This window comes from Geodermatophilus sp. SYSU D00710 (assembly GCF_054050195.1).
In genome coordinates, this window is the sequence record NZ_JBJGYX010000082.1 from 1 (window position 1) to 16,970 (window position 16,970).

Consider the following 16,970-nt stretch of genomic DNA (forward strand, 5'->3'; position numbering starts at 1 on the left):
CCCGCCCCCCCCCCCCCCCCCCCCCCCCCCCCCCCCCCCCCCCCCCCCCCCCCCCCCCCCCCCCCCCCCCCCCCCCCCCCCCCCCCCCCCGCGGGTCAGGCGGCGAGCGAGACGGCGCTCCCGGCGCGGTGCGCGGCGCGGGTCGCGCCGACGAGCGCGAGGGCGGGCTCGGGCTCGGGAGCCGGGGCCGCGGCGGGCACCTGCTCGGCGGGGGTCTCCTCGGCGGCCGGGGCGCCGGCGGGGGCGAGCGGACGGACGCGGCTGTCGGGACTGCGCAGCTCGGTGCTCACCTCGGCGAGCAGGTCGGCCAGCTCGACGTCGAGGGCGTCGCAGATCGAGGCGAGCAGCTCCGAGGAGGCCTCCTTCTGACCGCGCTCGACCTCGGAGAGGTACCCGAGGCTGACCCGGGCGGCACCGGAGACGTCGCGCAGCGTCCGCCGCTGGCGCAGCCGGTGCCCGCGCAGGGTCCGCCCGAGCTGGGTGCGCAGCAACGTCATGGCCGTCTCCTGTCTGGCAGGGGGAAGAGCGGCGGCACCCGGGGGTGCCGTGCGCCCACGGTACGCGGGCCGTCCCTCCGGCACCGGACCGGCGGGGCCGCGTCCGCTCACGGCGTAACACCGGGGCGGGCCTGCGCGTTCCCGGCGCGGCCGCCCCTTACGCGGCGGTGTCGGTGCGCGACCCGGTCGGCCCCGCGGCCCGCCGGGCGGCGGCCGCCCGCATCGCCCGGGCGCTGGTGCGGCGCAGGGCGAGCGCCCGCCAGACGTAGTCCAGCCCGGTGGCGAGGGTGAGCACCAGCGCGGCCGCCATCACCCACCAGCGGGCGGTGGCCAGCAGCCCGGTCAGCGGCAGGATGTACAGGCCGATGGCCAGGGCCTGGACGACGGTCTTGGCCTTGCCGCCGCGGCTGGCCGCGATGACGCCGTGCCGGATCACCCAGAAGCGCAGCAGCGTCACGCCGACCTCGCGGACGAGGATCGCCACCGTCACCCACCACGGCAGCAGCGCGAGCACCGACAGCCCGATGAGCGCGGTGCCGGTGAGGGCCTTGTCGGCGATCGGGTCGGCCAGCTTGCCGAACTCGGTGACCTGCCCGGTGCGCCGGGCGATCAGCCCGTCGTAGCGGTCGGTGATGATCGCCGCGCCGAAGAACACCGTCGCCCACACCCGGCGGCCGTCGTCCATACCGCCGTCGGAGAGCAGCAGGACGGCGAACACCGGCACCACGGCCAGCCGCAGCACGGTCAGCGCGTTGGGCAGGTTGACCAGGCGGGCCGACTGCGGCGGGGTCGCCGCCGGATCGGGAGCGACGGCGCTCACCGGGACCTCACCGGCCGGCCGGGACCGCGGCGAGCGCGGTGGCGACGAGGTCGACGCCCTCGGTGCCGACGACCTCGGCGGCCAGCAGTTGCCCGGGGCGGGCGTCGGCGGGGACGCCGGTGACCGTCGTGGTGCCGTCGGCGTCGGGGTCCTGGTGCGCGGCGTGGCCGAGCCAGACGCCGGGCCCCTCGTCGGCGGAGAGGTCCTCGGTGAGCAGCAGCTCGACGCGGGTGCCGACGCGGTCCTCGGCCCGCTGCGCCGTCAGCTCCTCGACCAGGTCGGTGATCCGGCGGACGCGGGCGTCGATCTCGGCCCGGTCGAGCTTGCCGCCGAGGCCGGCCGCCTCGGTGCCCTCCTCGTCGGAGTAGCCGAACACCCCGACGGCGTCCAGGCGCGCGCCGGTGAGGAACCGCTCGAGCTCGGCGACGTCGTCCTCGGTCTCGCCCGGGAAGCCGAGGATGACGTTGGTGCGGAAGCCGGCCCCGGGAGCGAGCGACCGGGCCCGCTCGACGAGCGCGAGGAAGTCGTCGGTGCCGCCGAAGCGCCGCATCCGGCGCAGCAGCCCGGGCGAGGAGTGCTGGAAGGACAGGTCGAAGTACGGCGCGACGCCGTCGGTGCCGGCGATGGCCTCGAGGAGGCCGGGCCGCAGCTCGGCCGGCTGCAGGTAGGCCACCCGCACGCGGACGACGCCCTCGACGGCGGCCAGCTCCGGCAGCAGCCGCTCCAGCGCCCGCAGGTCGCCGAGGTCCTTGCCGTAGGAGGTGGAGTTCTCGCTGACCAGCACCAGCTCGGTGACGCCCTGGCCGGCCAGCCACCGCGCCTCGGTGAGCACCTCGGCCGGCGGCCGGGAGACGAAGGAGCCGCGGAAGGTCGGGATGGCGCAGAACGCGCAGCGGCGGTCGCAGCCGGAGGCGAGCTTGAGCGCGGCCGTGGGACCGGAGGCCAGCCGGCGACGCTGCACCCAGCCGTGGCCGGGGATGGCCGGGGTCTCGCCGTCCCCCGCCCGGCCGGCGGCGACCGCGGCGGTGCGCGCCACCGGGCTGATCGGCAGCAGCGTGCGCCGGTCGCGCGGCGAGTGCGGCACCAGCGGGCGGCCCGCGAGGACGTCGTCGAGCCGGTCGCCGATCGCGGCGTAGTCGTCGAAGCCGAGGACGGTGGCCTCGGGCAGCGCGCCGGCGAGCTCGGCGCCGTAGCGCTCGGCCATGCAGCCCACCGCCACGACCTGCGCGCCGCCGTCGGTGGCCGAGAGGATCGCGTCGACCGAGTCCTTCTTCGCCGACTCGATGAACCCGCAGGTGTTGACCAGGACGGCGTCGGCGCCCTCGGCGTCGTCGACCAGCCGGTAGCCGCCGGCGGCCAGCCGGCCGGCCAGCTCCTCGGAGTCCACCTCGTTGCGGGCGCAACCGAGGGTCACCACCGCCACGGTCCGGGCAGGGCTGGGCGGAGCGCTCACCGGACCATCGTAGTTGCTGCGCCCGGACGGCCCGGGCGGGACGAGGGTGACCTCCCCCGCTCCGGGTCAGACGTCGCCGGCGGGGAGGGTTCCGCCACGCAGCGTGAACAGCACCGACTCCAGCTCGTCGGGCTTGACGAGCACGTCGCGGGCCTTGGAGCCCTCGGAGGGCCCGACGACACCGCGGGTCTCCATGAGGTCCATGAGCCGCCCGGCCTTGGCGAAGCCCACCCGCAGCTTGCGCTGCAGCATCGACGTCGAGCCGAACTGGCTGGTGACCACGAGCTCGACGGCCTGGCACAGCAGGTCCAGGTCCCCGCCGATGTCCTCGTCGATCTCCTTCTTCTCGCCCTGCGCGGCGCTGAAGACCTCCTCGCGGTACTCCGGCTCCGCCTGCCGCTTGGTGAACTCGACGACCGCCTCGATCTCGGCGTCGGAGACGTAGGCCCCCTGGACGCGGATCGGCTTGCCGGCGCCGATCGGCAGGAACAGGGCGTCGCCCATGCCGATGAGCTTCTCCGCGCCGGGCTGGTCGAGGATGACCCGGCTGTCGGTGAGGCTCGACGTGGAGAACGCCAGTCGCGAGGGCACGTTGGCCTTGATCAGGCCGGTGACGACGTCGACGGAGGGCCGCTGGGTGGCGAGCACCAGGTGGATGCCGGCCGCGCGCGCCTTCTGCGTGATCCGCACGATCGACTCCTCGACGTCGCGCGGGGCGACCATCATGAGGTCGGCGAGCTCGTCGACGATCGCGAGGATGTAGGGGTAGGGGCGGTAGACCCGCTCGCTGCCGGGCGGGGCGACGATCTCGCCACGCTCCACCTTGCGGTTGAAGTCGTCGATGTGCCGCACCCCGGTGGCGCGCATGTCCTGGTAGCGCTGCTCCATCTCCTCGACCAGCCAGGCCAGCGCGGTGGCCGCCTTCTTGGGGTCGGTGATGATCGGCGTGATCAGGTGCGGGATGCCGTCGTAGGGCGTCAGCTCGACCATCTTCGGGTCGACCAGGATCATCCGCAGCTGGTCGGGGGTGGCGCGCAGCAGCAGCGAGGTCAGCAGCGAGTTGATGCAGCTGGACTTGCCGGCGCCGGTGGCACCGGCCACCAGCAGGTGCGGCATCTTCGCGAGGTTGGCGCAGACGAAGCCGCCCTCGATGTCCTTGCCCAGGCCGACCAGCATCGGGTGCGGGTCCTGCTTGGCCGCCTGCGAGCGCATGACGTCGCCGAGGCTGACCGTCTCGCGGTCGGTGTTGGGCACCTCGACGCCCACCGCGGACTTGCCCGGGATCGGCGCCAGGATGCGGATGTTGTCGTTGGCCACCGCGTAGGCGAGGTTCTTGGTCAGCGCGGTGATCTTCTCGACCTTGACCGCGGGACCCAGCTCGATCTCGTAGCGGGTGACCGTCGGGCCGCGGGTGAAGCTGGTGACGGCCGCGTCGACGTTGAACTGCTCGAGCACGCGGGTGATCGCCTCGATGGCGACGTCGTTGGCCTGCGAGCGCGCCCTCGGGGGTGTGCCCGGGCGCAGCGTGCTGATCGAGGGCAGCACGTAGTCGCCCTCGACCGGCTCGATGACCAGCTGCTGCGGCTCCTCGACCGGCGGTAGCTCCTCCGGCGGCGCGGTCCGGTCGACCACCGCCGGCCGCGGCGCGGGCGGGGCGGCCGGCTCGGCCGCGGGCTCGTGCCGCACGGCCTCGGGCGCCTCGGCGTAGGCGCCGTGGTCGATGGGGCCGGTGGTGGTGAGGTCGGGGGCGTCCTCGGCCAGGACCTCGGACAGCGCGGCCCGCTTGGAGCGCCGGGGGCGCGGGGCCTCCTCCGGCTCGTCCTCCTCGGCGTACTCGTCGTACCCGTCCTCGTCCCAGTCCTCGCCGCCGCGGCCGGTGGTCCGGTCGACGAGACCGCGCACCCGCTCGGGCACCTGGTGCAGCGGGGTGGCGGTGAGCACGAGGACGGCGAAGACGGCGAGCAGCGACAGCAGCACCACCGCGACGACGGCGCCGAGGCCCGCGGTCAGCGGCGTGCCGACCGCCCAGCCGACCAGGCCCCCCGAGCCGGGCCGCCCGTCGAGGGGGTCGCCCGGCTCGCCGACCACCGAGGCGATGCCCAGGACGGCGACGACGGCGCACAGCCAGCCGATCGCCAGCCGGCCCCGGGCCTCGGGGTGCGGCGCGCGGCGGAGCAGCCGCAGCGCGACGAGGAAGAGGAAGGCCGGCAGCACGACCAGCAGCGCCCCGACGGCCCAGCGCACGGCGTCGGCCAGGCCGGCGCCGACCGGGCCGATGCCGTCGAACCACGCGGCGGCCCCCAGGACGACGGCGAGGCCGAGGACGGCCAGGCCAGCGCCGTCGCGGCGGTGCTCGGGCGCGAGCGGCTCGGCCTCCTCCGGGCGGGCGACCGACCGGGCCAGGCCGCCGGCGCCGCGGGCCAGCAGGCCCCAGGTCCCGGCGGCGGCGCGCCAGACGCCGGCGGCGGCGCCCGGGCCCTGCGCGGGCTTGCGGGCGGGGGGCTTGCGGTTGCCGTTGCGCGCGGGCGGCCGCTTGCCGGCGGCCGTGGACCCGGACCTCCCCTTCGGAGCCGAGCCGGACGGCCGGCGCGAGGGCGTGGTGCGGGCAGGCATGCGTCGAACGGTAGCCGCCGCCCAGGTCGCTCCCGGGCAGGCGCGGGGTCGTGTCCCCCACCTACGGTCGGGCCATGCCGACTCCTCCCCCGGTCCCGTACGGCAGCTGGCCCACCCCGGTCACCTCGGCACTCGTCGTCCGCGCCGCCGCCCGGCTGGGCGAGGTCGCCGTCGACGGCGGCGACGTGTGGTGGTCGGAGTCACGGCCCGGGGAGGGCGGACGGTCGGCGCTGGTGCGCCGGTCGGCCGACGGCACGGTCGCCGACGCGCTGCCGCCGCCGTGGAACGCCCGCACCCGCGTGCACGAGTACGGCGGGGCGGCGTGGGCAGTCGCCGGCGGCATCCTGTGGTTCACGCACTTCGACGACCAGCGGCTGTACCGCCTCGACCCCGGCGCCGCCGAGCCGGTCGCCGTCACCGGTGAGCCGGAGCTGCCGGCCGGGGTCCGCTACGCCGACCTCACGCCCACGGACGACGGCGTCCTGCTCGCCGTCCGCGAGACGCACGCGGCCGGCGGCGCCGCGGCCGACGTCGTCGACGAGCTGGTGCGCATCGCCCCCGACGGCACCGCCGAGGTGCTGGTGACCGGGCCGGACTTCGTCTCCGACCCGCGCCCGGGCCCGGACGGGCAGCTGGCCTGGCTGCAGTGGGACCACCCCGACATGCCGTGGGACGCCGCGCGGCTGGTGGTCCGCGCCGCCGACGGCACCGAGACGGTGGTGGCCGGCGGGCGCTCCCCCGGCGGGCCGGGCGAGTCGGCGGTCCAGCCGACCTGGGGCGAGGACGGGTCGCTGTGGTTCTGCTGCGACCGCACCGACGTGTGGGCGCTGTGGCGGTGGCGGCCCGGCGGCACCGCCGAGCTGGTGCTCGACCTCGGCACCGACCTGGCCGGGCCGCAGTGGGTGTTCGGCGGCCGCTCCTTCGCGCTGCTCCCCGGCGGCCGCGTGGTGGTGTGGCCGGACGGGGAGCGGCTGGTCGTCCGCGAGCCCGGCGGGGCCACCGCCGACGTCGCGCTGCCCGGGTACACGGTCGTCCGCCACCTGACCGCCGACGGTGACGGCGTCGTCTGTGTGGCCGGCGGCCCGGCGACCGAGCCGGTGGTGCTGCGCGCGGGCCTCGACGGCGCGGTCGAGGTCCTGCGGCCGGCGCGCGACCTGGGCCTGGACCCGGCGTGGTTCTCCGTCCCCGAGCACGTGACGTTCCCGACCGAGGACCGCGGCACCGGCATCGCCGAGGCGCACGCGCACGTCTACCCGCCGGCCAACCCGGAGGTGACCGCGCCGGAGGGCGACCTGCCGCCGCTGGTGGTGATGGTGCACGGCGGTCCGACGTCGGCCCACGCCCCCGTGCTGGACCTGGAGGTCCAGTACTTCACCTCCCGCGGGTTCTGCGTGGCGCACGTCGACCACCGCGGCTCCACCGGCTACGGCCGCCGCTACCGCGACGCGCTGCAGGGCCGCTGGGGCGTCGTCGACCTCGACGACGTCGTCGCCTGCGCCCGCCACCTGGCCGACGCCGGCCGGGTCGACCCCGCGCGCATGGCCATCCGGGGCGGGTCGGCGGGCGGCTTCACGACCCTCGCCGCGCTGTGCCTGCGGCCGGGGACGTTCACCGCGGGCGCGAGCCACTTCGGCGTCGCCGACCTCGGCGCGCTGGCCGCCGACACGCACAAGTTCGAGTCGCGCTACCTCGACGGCCTGGTGGCGCCCTGGCCGGAGGGCGCCGACGTCTACACCGAGCGCTCGCCGATCACGCACGTCGGCGCGCTGGACACCCCGTTGGCGGTCTTCCAGGGCGCCGAGGACCGCGTGGTGCCGCTGGAGCAGGCCGAGGTGCTGGTGGCGGCGCTGCGCGAGCGCGGCGTCCCGCACGCCTACCTGCTGTTCGAGGGCGAGCAGCACGGGTTCCGGCGGGCGGAGAACATCCGGGCCGCGCTCGACGGCGAGCTGTCGTTCTACGCGCAGGTGTGGGGCTTCGCGCTGCCCGCGGACGAGGGGATCGAGCCGATCGCCGTCGTGCGCTGAACCGGCGGCGCCCGGCGTCCGTACGCCCCGGGTGACGGGCAGCGCCGGGCGCCGGGAGGTCGCGGATGGGACGGCACACACCGGTGCCGGCGGCACCGCTGGACGTGCAGGCGGCCTACGCCGCGCACGGCGCGGAGCTCTACCGCTTCGCCCTGCGGCAGCTCGGCGACGGCGGCGCCGCGCAGGACGTCGTCCAGGAGGTGTTCCTGCGCGCCTGGCGTGCCGCCGGCTCGTTCGACCCCCAGCTGGCCGGCCTGCGGACGTGGCTCTTCGCCATCGCGCGCAACGTGGTGGTCGACGAGGCCCGCCGCTTCGCCGTCCGGCCCTGGCAGCGGCAGCTGACCGACGGCGAGGGCGTCGAGGGCCCGGCCGTCGCGGCCGCCGACGAGAGTCTGGTCGACGCCTGGGTGGTGGAGGAGGCGCTGCGGAGGATCAGCGCCGAGCACCGGACGGCGATCGTGCAGACGCACCTGCGCGGCCGGCCGTACGCCGAGGTGGCCGCGGAGCTCGGCGTCCCGGTCGGCACGGTCCGCAGCCGGGTGTTCTACGGGCTCAAGGCGCTCCGCCTGGCCCTGGACGAGATGGGGGTCGAGCCGTGAGCGCCGCACGCGGGGACGAGCACCGGGAGCTGCGGGAGCTGCTGGGCGCCTACGCGCTGGGGCACCTCGAGCCGGCCGAGCGGGACCGGGTGCGCGCCCACCTCGACGGCTGTGCCGACTGCCGCGCCGAGCTGGCCGAGATCGCGCCGCTGGCCGACCGACTGGCCGCCGTCGACCCCGACGCGCTCGACGCGACCCCCACTCCCCCGCCGAACCTGGGCGCCCGCGTCGTGGCCCGCATCGCCGAGGAGCAGCGGCGGGCGGTGCCGCTGCGCCGCGCGGTGGTGCGGCGCCGGGTGCTGGCCGCCGCGGCCGTCGCCGGGGTGGCCGCCGCCGGCGGCGCGGTCGGGTGGGCGGTGCGCCCGGTGCCCGACCCGGTGCCGCTGGAGCCGGTGGCCGTGCAGATCGTGGCCTCGGGCGTCGAGGCCAGCGCCGAGCTGGTGCCGCACACCTGGGGCGTGGAGGTGAAGCTGACCGGCACCGGGTTCTCCGCCGGGGAGGTCTACCGGCTGGCGGTCACCGACGACGACGGCCGCGAGGTGCCCGCCGGGCAGTTCCTCGGCGTGGGCCCGCAGCAGGTGCGCTGCAACCTCAACTCCTCGGTGCTGCGCGACGACGCCGTCGGCTTCGAGGTCGTCGACGCCGACGGCGAGGTGGTGGTCCGCTCCGAGTTCTGAGCGGGACCCCGGAGGGGAGGCGCCGGCCCCCGTGCCCGGCGCCTCCCCCCGGGGCCGGTCAGACCTCGCCGGGGACGGTGCGCCCGTCGACGGTGAAGCCGGCGCCGGCACCGTCCTGGAAGACGTCGGGGCCGACCGGGGCGGAGTTGCCGCGGATGGTCGTGCGGGTGACGGCCATCGTCCCGGGCTCGGAGTTCCAGAGCCCGCCGCCCTCGTTCGCGGCGCTGTTGCCGGTGACCGTGCCGCGGTCGACGCGCACGGTGCCGGCGCCGGTGAGGTGCAGGCCGCCACCGTTGCCCGGCACCGGTCCGGTGCTGTTGCCGACCAGCACGGTGCGCTCGAGCGTCGTCGTCCCGGTGTCGGCCTCGATGCCGCCACCGGCCCGCCGGGCGCTGTTGCCCTCGACCACCGACCGCGTGACGCTCAGCGTGCCGCTGTCGTTGAGCAGCCCGCCGCCGGAGCCGGAGGCGCCGTCGGCGACGTTGCCGCGGACCTCGGTGCGGTCGACGGTCAGCGACCCGCCGTCGTTGAACAGCCCGCCCCCGCCGTTGTCGGCCGCCGGGCCGCCGGCGCGGTTGCCGGCGACGGTGCTGCGCTCGACGGTCATCGTGCCGGTGGCGGAGTTCCACAGGCCTCCACCCTCCGCCGCGGCGGTGTTGTCCTCCACGGTGCTGCTCTCGACGTGCACGGTTCCGGTGCCGGTCAGGTGCAGCCCGCCGCCGTTGCCCGGGCTCGCACCGGTGCTGTTGTGCGACAGTGTCGAGCCGGTGACGGTCGTCGTCGACCCGGCGATCGCCTCGATGCCGCCACCGGCCCGAGCGGCCGAGTTGCCGGTGACCGTGCTGTGGTGGACGACGAGCGTGCCGGCGTTGAGGAGGCCACCGCCGGAGGCGCCGCCGGTGGTGCTCGGAGCGCCGGGGGCCACACCGCCGGTCACGGTGACACGCCGGAGAGTCAGCGAGCCCCCGGGCCGGACGTCGAACACCCGGTCCAGGCCCGCGGCGTCGACCGTGGCACCGCGGCCCTCGATGACCAGGCGACCGGTGACGTCGAGGTCGCCGGCGGCCGCGGTGTCGTCGGACCCGGCGAGTGCCAGGCGGTAGGTGCGGTCCGACAGGACGACCGTGCCCGAGCCGGCGCTGTTGGCCGCCTGCACCGCGGCGCGCAGCGAGCCGTCGCCGCCGTCGTCGGTGGTCGTGACGGCGTACCCGCCTGAGTGGTGCCGGCCGCCCGGGCCGCCGGCGGCGGCCGGGGTGGCCGTGAGCAGGAGCAGGGCGAACGCCGACGCGCCGGCCGCGGTGCCGACGCGAAGGGCCGCGGTCGGCCTGGACGCTGGTGCCATGACAGTCCCCCGTGGGTCCCGGGCACCCGCGAGTCGGGCGCCGCACACGAGGGAGTACGGGGGCGACGCCCACCGCGTTCACGACGACCCCGGTCGATCTCCGGGAGCCCGCGCCGAGCCCGGTGACGTGCCGGGACGGCTCCCCGCCGGGCCCCGCCGCCAGGCCGGGAACGGTGGTGCAGGGAGGTCCTCCTCAGACCTCGAGGACCGTCGGGATGATCATCGGCCGGCGGCGGTGGGTGTCGCTCACCCACTTGCCCACGGTCCGACGGATGGTCTGGGACAGCCGGTGGGCGTCGGTCTGCCCGTCGGACAGCTCCCGCTTGAGGTTGTCCTCGACCAGCCGCAGCACCTCGTCGAACGCCGCGGGGTCGTCGGAGAACCCGCGGGTGGACAGGTGCACCGGCCGCACGATCGTGCCGGTGGAGGGCTCGACGACGACGGTGAGCGCGACGAAGCCCTCGTCGCCCAGGATCCGCCGCTCCTGCAACGCCTCCTCACCGACGTCGCCGACGTTGAGGCCGTCGACATAGACGTTGCCCACCGGCACCGACCCGGTGATCGAGGCCTTGCCGTCGACGAGGTCCACCACGACGCCGTCCTCGGCGAGCAGGACCCGGTCGGCGGCCATGCCGGTCTCCTCGGCCAGCGCGGCGTGCGCCCGCAGGTGCCGCCACTCCCCGTGCACCGGCATCAGGTACCGCGGCTTGGCCACGTTGAGCAGGGTGCGCAGCTCGCCGGCCGGGGCGTGCCCGGAGACGTGCACGCGGGCGGTCTCCTTGTGCACGACCGTGGCGCCGAGCCGGGCCAGCCCGTTGATGACCTTGTAGACGGCGGTCTCGTTGCCGGGCACCAGCGAGGACGCCAGCACGATGGTGTCGCCGGCCTCGATGGTGACCTGGTGGTGCTCGCCGCGCGCCATCCGGCCCAGCGCCGACAGGGGCTCGCCCTGGGAGCCCGTGCTGACCAGCACCACCTGCTCGGGCGGCATGCTGGTGGCCTCGTCGAGGCTGACCATGAGCCCGGGGGCGACCCGCAGCAGGCCGAGGTCGCGGGCGACGCCCATGTTGCGGACCATCGAGCGGCCGACGAAGGCGACCTTGCGGCCGTGCATGTCGGCGGCGTCGAGCACCTGCTGGATGCGGTGCACGTGGCTGGCGAAGCTGGACACGATCAGCCGCTGGGTGGCGCGGCGGAAGACGTCCTCGAGGACCGGGCCGATGGCCCGCTCGGGGGTGACGAACCCGGGGATCTCGGCGTTGGTGGAGTCGGCCAGCAGCAGGTCGATCCCCTCGAGGCCGAGCCGGGCGAAGGCACCGAGGTCGGTCAGCACGCCGTCGAGGGGCAGCTGGTCCATCTTGAAGTCGCCGGTGTGCACCAGCACGCCCGCGGGCGTGTGCACCGCGACGGCCAGCGCGTCGGGGATCGAGTGGTTGACCGAGATGAACTCGCAGTGGAACGGTCCGGCCACGTGGTCGTCCCCGGCGGCGACCTCCACCAGCGTGGGGACCAGCCGGTGCTCGCGTAGCTTCGCTGCGACCAGCGCCAGGGTGAACCGCGAGCCGACCAGCGGGATGTCCCCGCGCAGCCGCAGCAGGTAGGGGATCGCGCCGATGTGGTCCTCGTGCCCGTGGGTGAGGACGACGGCCTCGATGTCGGCCAGCCGGTGCTCGATGACACCGAAGTCCGGGAGGATGAGGTCGACGCCGGGCTGCTCGGCCTCGGGGAAGAGCACGCCGCAGTCGATGACCAGCAGCCTGCCGTCGAACTCGACGACGGCCATGTTGCGGCCGATCTCCCCCAGCCCGCCGAGGGCGATGACGCGCAGCCCGCCGGCCGGCAGCGGCGGCGGTGCCTTGAGGTCCAGGTGGGGCTGGCCGGCCGGTCCGGCGGAGCTGACGGTCACTTCACGTGCGCCTCTCGGAGGTGGACCCCGCCGGCGGCGAGGTCGGTGCGCAGTTGCGCGATCTGCTCGGGGGTGGCGTCGACCAGCGGCGGGCGCACGGGGCCGGCGGGCAGCCCCAGCTCGCGCAGCGCGGCCTTGACCATGATGACGCCCTGGGTGCGGAAGATGCCGGTGTAGAGCGGCAGCAGGGCCTGGTTGACCTCGCGCGCCTTCGCCAGGTCACCGGACTCGACGGCCGCGATGAGCTCGGCGAGCCGGGGGCCGGCCAGGTGCCCGACGACGCTCACCACGCCGACCGCACCGAGTGCCAGCAGCGGCAGGTTGAGCATGTCCTCGCCGGAGTAGTACGCGAGGTCGGTGCGCGCCAGCGTCCAGGCCACCGCGCCGAGGTCGCCCTTGGCGTCCTTGACCGCCACGATCCGCGGGTGCTCGGCGGCCCGGACCAGGGTCTCGACCTCGATCGGGACCACCGAGCGCGGCGGGATGTCGTAGAGCATCACCGGCAGGTCGGTGGAGTCGGCGACGGCGGTGAAGTGCCGCAGCAGGCCGGCCTGGGGCGGCTTGTTGTAGTACGGGGTGACGACGAGCAGGCCGTGGGCACCGAGCCGCTCGGCGTCGCGGGCGCGGTCGATGCTGTGCGCGGTGTCGTTGGTGCCCACCCCGGCGACCACCACGGCGCGGTCGCCGACGGCGTCGAGCACCGCCTCCAGGACGGCGCGCGACTCGCCGTCACGGACGGTCGGCGACTCCCCCGTCGTCCCGAGGACGACCAGTCCGTCGTGGGCCTCCCGGTCGACCAGGTGCGCGGCCAGCTCCTGGGTCCCGGCGAGGTCGATCGAGCCGTCCTCGGTGAACGGGGTGACCATCGCCGTGAGCACGCGCCCGAACGGCCGGGCGGGGTCGGAGGTCATGCACGCGAATCTACCGACCGTCCCGGCCGGTCTCCGGCCCGGCGCCGGGGCCGCGCCCGTACTCGGTGACGGTGTAGCGCAGGCCGGTCGTCGAGGTGGCCCAGCCCGCGGCGGGCTCGCGCGCGACGGGCCGCCAGGCCCCGTCGAGGACGGGGGCGCGGGTGTCGCCGTCGACGGCGAGGTCGACGTCGGTGACCACGAGCCGGTCGGCGTGCGGGAGGAAGGCGGCGTAGACCGCGGCGCCGCCGATGACCCAGCAGTCCGGCCAGCCGGCGAGCACCTCGTCGACCGAGCCGGCGCGCCGGGCGCCGTCCGCGGCCCAGGACGCGTCGGAGGTGAGGACGACGTTGCGCCGGCCCGGCAGCGGCCGGTTGCGCCCGGGCAGCGACTCCCAGGTGCGCCGTCCCATGACGACGGTGCCCCCGGAGGTCAGCTCCCGGAACCGCCGCAGGTCCTCGGGCAGGTGCCAGGGCAGCCGGCCGCCGGCGCCGATGACCCGGTCGCGGGCCTGCGCCCAGATGCAGGCTAGGCCCATCGGCGCCGGGTCCTGCGCACGGTCACACGGCCACGGCGGCACGGATGGCCGGGTGCGGGTCGTAGCCGTGCAGGACGAAGTCCTCGAAGCGGTGGTCGAACAGTGACGGCGCCGGGGCGATCTCCAGCGTCGGGAACGGCCGGGCCTCGCGCGAGAGCTGCTCGCGGACCTGCTCGACGTGGTTGCGGTAGACGTGGCAGTCGCCGCCGACCCAGATGAACTCCCCCGGGGCCAGCCCCACCTGGTCGGCGACCATGCGGGTGAGCAGCGCGTAGCTGGCGATGTTGAACGGCACGCCCAGGAACATGTCCGCGCTGCGCTGGTAGAGCTGGCAGGACAGCCGGCCGTCGTGGACGGCGAACTGGAACAGCGCGTGGCAGGGCGCCAGCGCCATCTCCGGCAGGGCGGCGACGTTCCACGCGGAGACGACCATGCGGCGGGAGTCGGGGTCCTTCCGGAGCGTGTCGAGGACGCCCTGGACCTGGTCGACGGTCCCGCCGTCGGGCGTCGGCCAGGAGCGCCACTGGACGCCGTAGACCGGGCCCAGGTCGCCGTCGGCGTCGGCCCACTCGTCCCAGATGGTCACGCCCTGCTCCTGCAGCCAGCGGACGTTGCCCTCGCCGCGCAGGAACCACAGCAGCTCGACGGCGACCGAGCGGAAGTGCACCTTCTTCGTGGTGACCAACGGGAACGACGTCGACAGGTCGTAGCGCAGCCGCTCCCCGAACGTGCTCACCGTGCCGGTACCGGTGCGGTCGGACTTCGGCGTCCCCTGCTCGAGGACCCGCCGCAGCAGCTCCTCGTACTGCGTGTCGACCGGCCCGCTGCTGCTCACCACGGCCGCCGAGCCTAGGCGACGACCGGACGGGGAGCGGGCAGCGCGGCGGTGAGGTCGGCCGCCAGGTCCCCGCGGTCGGCCACGGCGACGCCGTCGAGCTCGGACCAGTCGGTCATGAGCCGCAGCTCGTCGGCCAGCGCGGCGGCCACCTCGGCGCGGTCGACGCCGGACTCCGCGTGGGCGGCCTGGACGCGCAGCACGCCGGCCTGCCGGTCGGCCTTGAGGTCGGCGCGGGCCACCAGCCGGTCGCCCAGCAGGAACGGCAGGACGTAGTAGCCGTGCACCCGCTGGGCCGCCGGGGTGTAGATCTCCAGGCGGTAGCGGAAGCCGAAGATGCGCTCCACCCGCGGCCGCTCCCAGACCAGGGAGTCGAACGGCGAGAGCAGCGCCTGCGCGCGGACCCACCGCGGGCGCCGCGCGGCCGGGTCGAGCCAGGCCGGCGCGCCCCAGCCGGCGACCTCGACCGGGACGAGCTCGCCGGACTCCTCCAGCTCGGTGATCGCCTGCCGGGCGGGCGCCGGGCGCAGCCGGAAGTAGTCGCGCAGGTCGCGCTCGGTGGCCACGCCGAGCGCACGGGCGGCGGTGCGCACCAGCTCCCGGACGGCGTCGGCGGGCTCCGGGGTGGGTGCCTGCACGACGACGGCGGGCAGCACGCGCTCGGTGAGGTCGTAGACCCGCTCGAACGACGTCGTCCGGGCCCGCGCGGTGAGGACGCCGGTGTAGAAGAGCCACTCGAGGGCCACCTTGCCCGCGTGCCAGTTCCACATGCTCCCGGGCCGGTCGGGGCGGGGCTCGGCGAGGTCGCTGGCCCTGGTCGGCCCGGCCTCGCGGACCCGGTCGAGCACCTCGGCGACGTAGCCGGGCCGCTCCCGCTGGATGCGCACCATCGAGCCCCAGGCGTGCTCCTCGGCTGCGGCCATCCGCCAGCGCAGGTACGGGTGCAGCCGCACGGGCAGGTACGACGCCTCGTGCGCCCAGTACTCGAACACCTCGTGGCGGCGCGCGACGAAGTCGTCGAGGACGGGACGGCGGTAGGCGCCGAGCCGGCTGAACGCCGGCAGGTAGTGCGAACGGGACAGCACGTTCACCGAGTCGATCTGGACGACGGCGAGCCGGTCGGTCAGGCGACGCAGGCGGCGGCTGTCGACGGCGCCGGCCGGCCGCGGCTCGGCGAAGCCCTGCGCGGCCAGGGCGATGCGCCGGGCCAGCGCGGCGGGGAGCCGTTCGGCGGTCGGGGCGGCCACGACCCGATCCTGCCCCGGACCAGTGACGATCCGCGTGGGGGTGTCCGCCCTAGGCTGCCCGCGTGGACCCCCGGCCCCCGTTCCCACGGCTGACCGGCACCGCGGAGGTGTCGGTGCGGCCGGCCGTGCCCGGCGACGCGGCGGCGATGGCGCACGTGCAGGAGCAGGCCTGGCGCACGGCGGCGACGCTGCCCGCGGCGGTGCTGGACGGCTGGGACGGTGCGGCCGCCACGGAGGCGTGGACGGCGGCCGTCGCCTCGCCGCCGACGCCCGGGCACGGCGTCCTCGTCGCACTCGACGACGGCCGCGTCGTCGGCTTCGCCGCCTACGCCCCTGCAGAGTTGGCACTCGACGAGCGCCCGCACCCGGCCGGGCCGACCACCGAGCTCGCCGTCCTGCTCGTCGAGCCGCGCTGGGGACGGCGCGGGCACGGCAGCCGGCTGCTCGCGGCCGTCGCGGACCTGACGCGGTCGACCGGCGTGGCACGGCTGCAGACCTGGGTGGCCGAGGCCGACGCGGTCACCGCCCGGTTCCTGGAGTCGGCCGGCTGGGACCGGGACGGCTGGGTCCGCACGCTGGACGCGGGAGGCACCCCGCTGCGGGAGGCCCGCTGGCACACGCTCCTGGAGGACGTCACGTGACCTTTGCCGGGTTCCCCGACGAGGGACTGGTCTTCTACGAGGGCCTGGAGGCCGACAACTCCAAGACGTACTGGACCCGGTCGAAGGCGGTGTACGACTCCTGCGTCCGCGCACCGATGCAGGCCCTCGTCGACGCGCTGGCGCCGGAGTTCGGTCCGGCCAAGCTCTTCCGTCCCTACCGCGACGTCCGGTTCAGCAACGACAAGACGCCGTACAAGACCCACCAGGGCGCCGTGGTGGTGCCGGAGGGCCGTGGCGCGGGCGCCTGGTACGTGCAGATCTCCGCCGAGGGGCTGCGGGTGGCCGGTGGCGCCTGGCGACTGGAGTCCGACCAGGTCGACCGCTTCCGCCGCGCCGTGGCCGACGACGTCCAGGGACCCCGCCTGCGCGACGAGGTGCACCGCCTGGCGGCCGCGGGCTGGGTGGTCGACGGCGACCGACTGAGCCGCGTCCCGAAGGGCTACGCCGTCGACGACGACCGCGCCGACCTGCTGCGGCACCGCTCGCTGCACGCGGGACGGCTGTTCGAGTACGCGGACTGGCTGCACGGACCCGCCGCCCTCGACCACGTCCGCGCCGCCTGGCGGGACCTGACGGCGCTGAACGCCTGGTTCGCCGACAACGTCGGGGCGACGACCAAGGAGGTCCGCCGGCGCTGACGGGCAAGGGCACGTCATCGGGCCCGTGTGCCGTTCCGAGAATGCCGGAAGGGCCCTCACCGGGTGGTGAGGGCCCTTCACGGGGAATGGTTGTCCGGCGGCGTCCTACTCTCCCACCCCGTCTCCAGGGCAGTACCATCGGCGCTGAGAGGCTTAGCTTCCGGGTTCGGAATGGTACCGGGCGTTTCCCTCTCGCCATGGCCGCCGTAAC

At 75.9% G+C, this 16,970-nt stretch carries 15 protein-coding genes and 1 rRNA gene; 5 read left to right on the forward strand and 11 right to left on the reverse strand.

Going from position 1 to position 16,970, the window contains the following annotated elements:
* Positions 1-95: 95 nt before the first annotated feature.
* The 4 genes from ACI78U_RS23220 to ACI78U_RS23235 all read right to left on the reverse strand — a co-directional run bounded on the left by ACI78U_RS23220 (position 96) and on the right by ACI78U_RS23235 (position 5,383).
* The gene (locus ACI78U_RS23220) at positions 96-497 is read right to left on the reverse strand and encodes a helix-turn-helix domain-containing protein (protein ID WP_456877768.1); all 402 of its coding nucleotides are present in this window, start codon (positions 495-497) and stop codon (positions 96-98) included.
* A 157-nt stretch (positions 498-654) separates the two neighbouring features.
* A complete protein-coding gene (gene pgsA, locus ACI78U_RS23225; protein ID WP_456877769.1) occupies positions 655-1,317 on the reverse strand; it encodes a CDP-diacylglycerol--glycerol-3-phosphate 3-phosphatidyltransferase in 663 nt (220 codons plus the stop codon).
* Positions 1,318-1,324: 7 nt separating this feature from the next.
* Complete coding sequence (locus ACI78U_RS23230; RefSeq protein WP_456877770.1) at positions 1,325-2,770, reverse strand: MiaB/RimO family radical SAM methylthiotransferase; 1,446 nt, start codon at positions 2,768-2,770, stop codon at positions 1,325-1,327.
* Positions 2,771-2,836: 66 nt separating this feature from the next.
* Positions 2,837-5,383, reverse strand: coding sequence for a DNA translocase FtsK 4TM domain-containing protein (locus tag ACI78U_RS23235; RefSeq protein ID WP_456877771.1), 2,547 nt, complete (start codon positions 5,381-5,383; stop codon positions 2,837-2,839).
* A gap of 74 nt (positions 5,384-5,457) precedes the next feature.
* Between ACI78U_RS23235 and ACI78U_RS23240 the strand changes: the two genes are divergently transcribed.
* The 3 genes from ACI78U_RS23240 to ACI78U_RS23250 all read left to right on the forward strand — a co-directional run bounded on the left by ACI78U_RS23240 (position 5,458) and on the right by ACI78U_RS23250 (position 8,683).
* The gene (locus tag ACI78U_RS23240) at positions 5,458-7,407 is read left to right on the forward strand and encodes a prolyl oligopeptidase family serine peptidase (protein WP_456877772.1); all 1,950 of its coding nucleotides are present in this window, start codon (positions 5,458-5,460) and stop codon (positions 7,405-7,407) included.
* Positions 7,408-7,472: 65 nt separating this feature from the next.
* Complete coding sequence (locus tag ACI78U_RS23245; RefSeq protein WP_456877773.1) at positions 7,473-8,006, forward strand: sigma-70 family RNA polymerase sigma factor; 534 nt, start codon at positions 7,473-7,475, stop codon at positions 8,004-8,006.
* Entirely contained in the window at positions 8,003-8,683 is a 681-nt protein-coding gene (locus tag ACI78U_RS23250; RefSeq protein WP_456877774.1) for an anti-sigma factor family protein, read from the forward strand. Before ACI78U_RS23245 ends, ACI78U_RS23250 begins: the two co-directional genes overlap by 4 nt.
* Positions 8,684-8,741: 58 nt before the next feature.
* Here the strand turns inward: ACI78U_RS23250 and ACI78U_RS23255 are convergent, their stop codons facing one another.
* The 6 genes from ACI78U_RS23255 to ACI78U_RS23280 all read right to left on the reverse strand — a co-directional run bounded on the left by ACI78U_RS23255 (position 8,742) and on the right by ACI78U_RS23280 (position 15,459).
* Complete coding sequence (locus ACI78U_RS23255) at positions 8,742-10,025, reverse strand: right-handed parallel beta-helix repeat-containing protein (protein WP_456877775.1); 1,284 nt, start codon at positions 10,023-10,025, stop codon at positions 8,742-8,744.
* 193 nt (positions 10,026-10,218) lie between these two features.
* The gene (locus tag ACI78U_RS23260; protein WP_456877776.1) at positions 10,219-11,931 is read right to left on the reverse strand and encodes a ribonuclease J; all 1,713 of its coding nucleotides are present in this window, start codon (positions 11,929-11,931) and stop codon (positions 10,219-10,221) included.
* On the reverse strand, positions 11,928-12,842 hold the full coding sequence (dapA, locus tag ACI78U_RS23265; protein WP_456877777.1) for a 4-hydroxy-tetrahydrodipicolinate synthase: 915 nt from the start codon (positions 12,840-12,842) through the stop codon (positions 11,928-11,930). The genes ACI78U_RS23260 and dapA overlap by 4 nt, the downstream gene beginning before the upstream one ends.
* Before the next feature lie 10 nt (positions 12,843-12,852).
* The gene (locus tag ACI78U_RS23270) at positions 12,853-13,377 is read right to left on the reverse strand and encodes a dihydrofolate reductase (protein ID WP_456877778.1); all 525 of its coding nucleotides are present in this window, start codon (positions 13,375-13,377) and stop codon (positions 12,853-12,855) included.
* Positions 13,378-13,399: 22 nt separating this feature from the next.
* Positions 13,400-14,215, reverse strand: coding sequence for a thymidylate synthase (locus tag ACI78U_RS23275; RefSeq protein ID WP_456877779.1), 816 nt, complete (start codon positions 14,213-14,215; stop codon positions 13,400-13,402).
* Between the two features lie 11 nt (positions 14,216-14,226).
* Positions 14,227-15,459, reverse strand: coding sequence for a winged helix-turn-helix domain-containing protein (locus tag ACI78U_RS23280; protein ID WP_456877780.1), 1,233 nt, complete (start codon positions 15,457-15,459; stop codon positions 14,227-14,229).
* 62 nt (positions 15,460-15,521) lie between these two features.
* Here ACI78U_RS23280 and ACI78U_RS23285 point away from each other — a divergent pair, with 62 nt between their 5' ends.
* Both ACI78U_RS23285 and ACI78U_RS23290 read left to right on the forward strand, forming a co-directional pair.
* Positions 15,522-16,100, forward strand: a complete 579-nt coding sequence (locus ACI78U_RS23285) for an N-acetyltransferase family protein (RefSeq protein WP_456877781.1) — start codon at positions 15,522-15,524, stop codon at positions 16,098-16,100.
* Entirely contained in the window at positions 16,097-16,759 is a 663-nt protein-coding gene (locus ACI78U_RS23290) for a DUF2461 domain-containing protein (RefSeq protein WP_456877782.1), read from the forward strand. Before ACI78U_RS23285 ends, ACI78U_RS23290 begins: the two co-directional genes overlap by 4 nt.
* 92 nt (positions 16,760-16,851) lie before the next feature.
* Here ACI78U_RS23290 and rrf read toward each other — a convergent pair.
* A 5S ribosomal RNA gene (gene rrf, locus ACI78U_RS23295) occupies positions 16,852-16,968 on the reverse strand.
* Between the last annotated feature and the right edge of the window lie 2 nt (positions 16,969-16,970).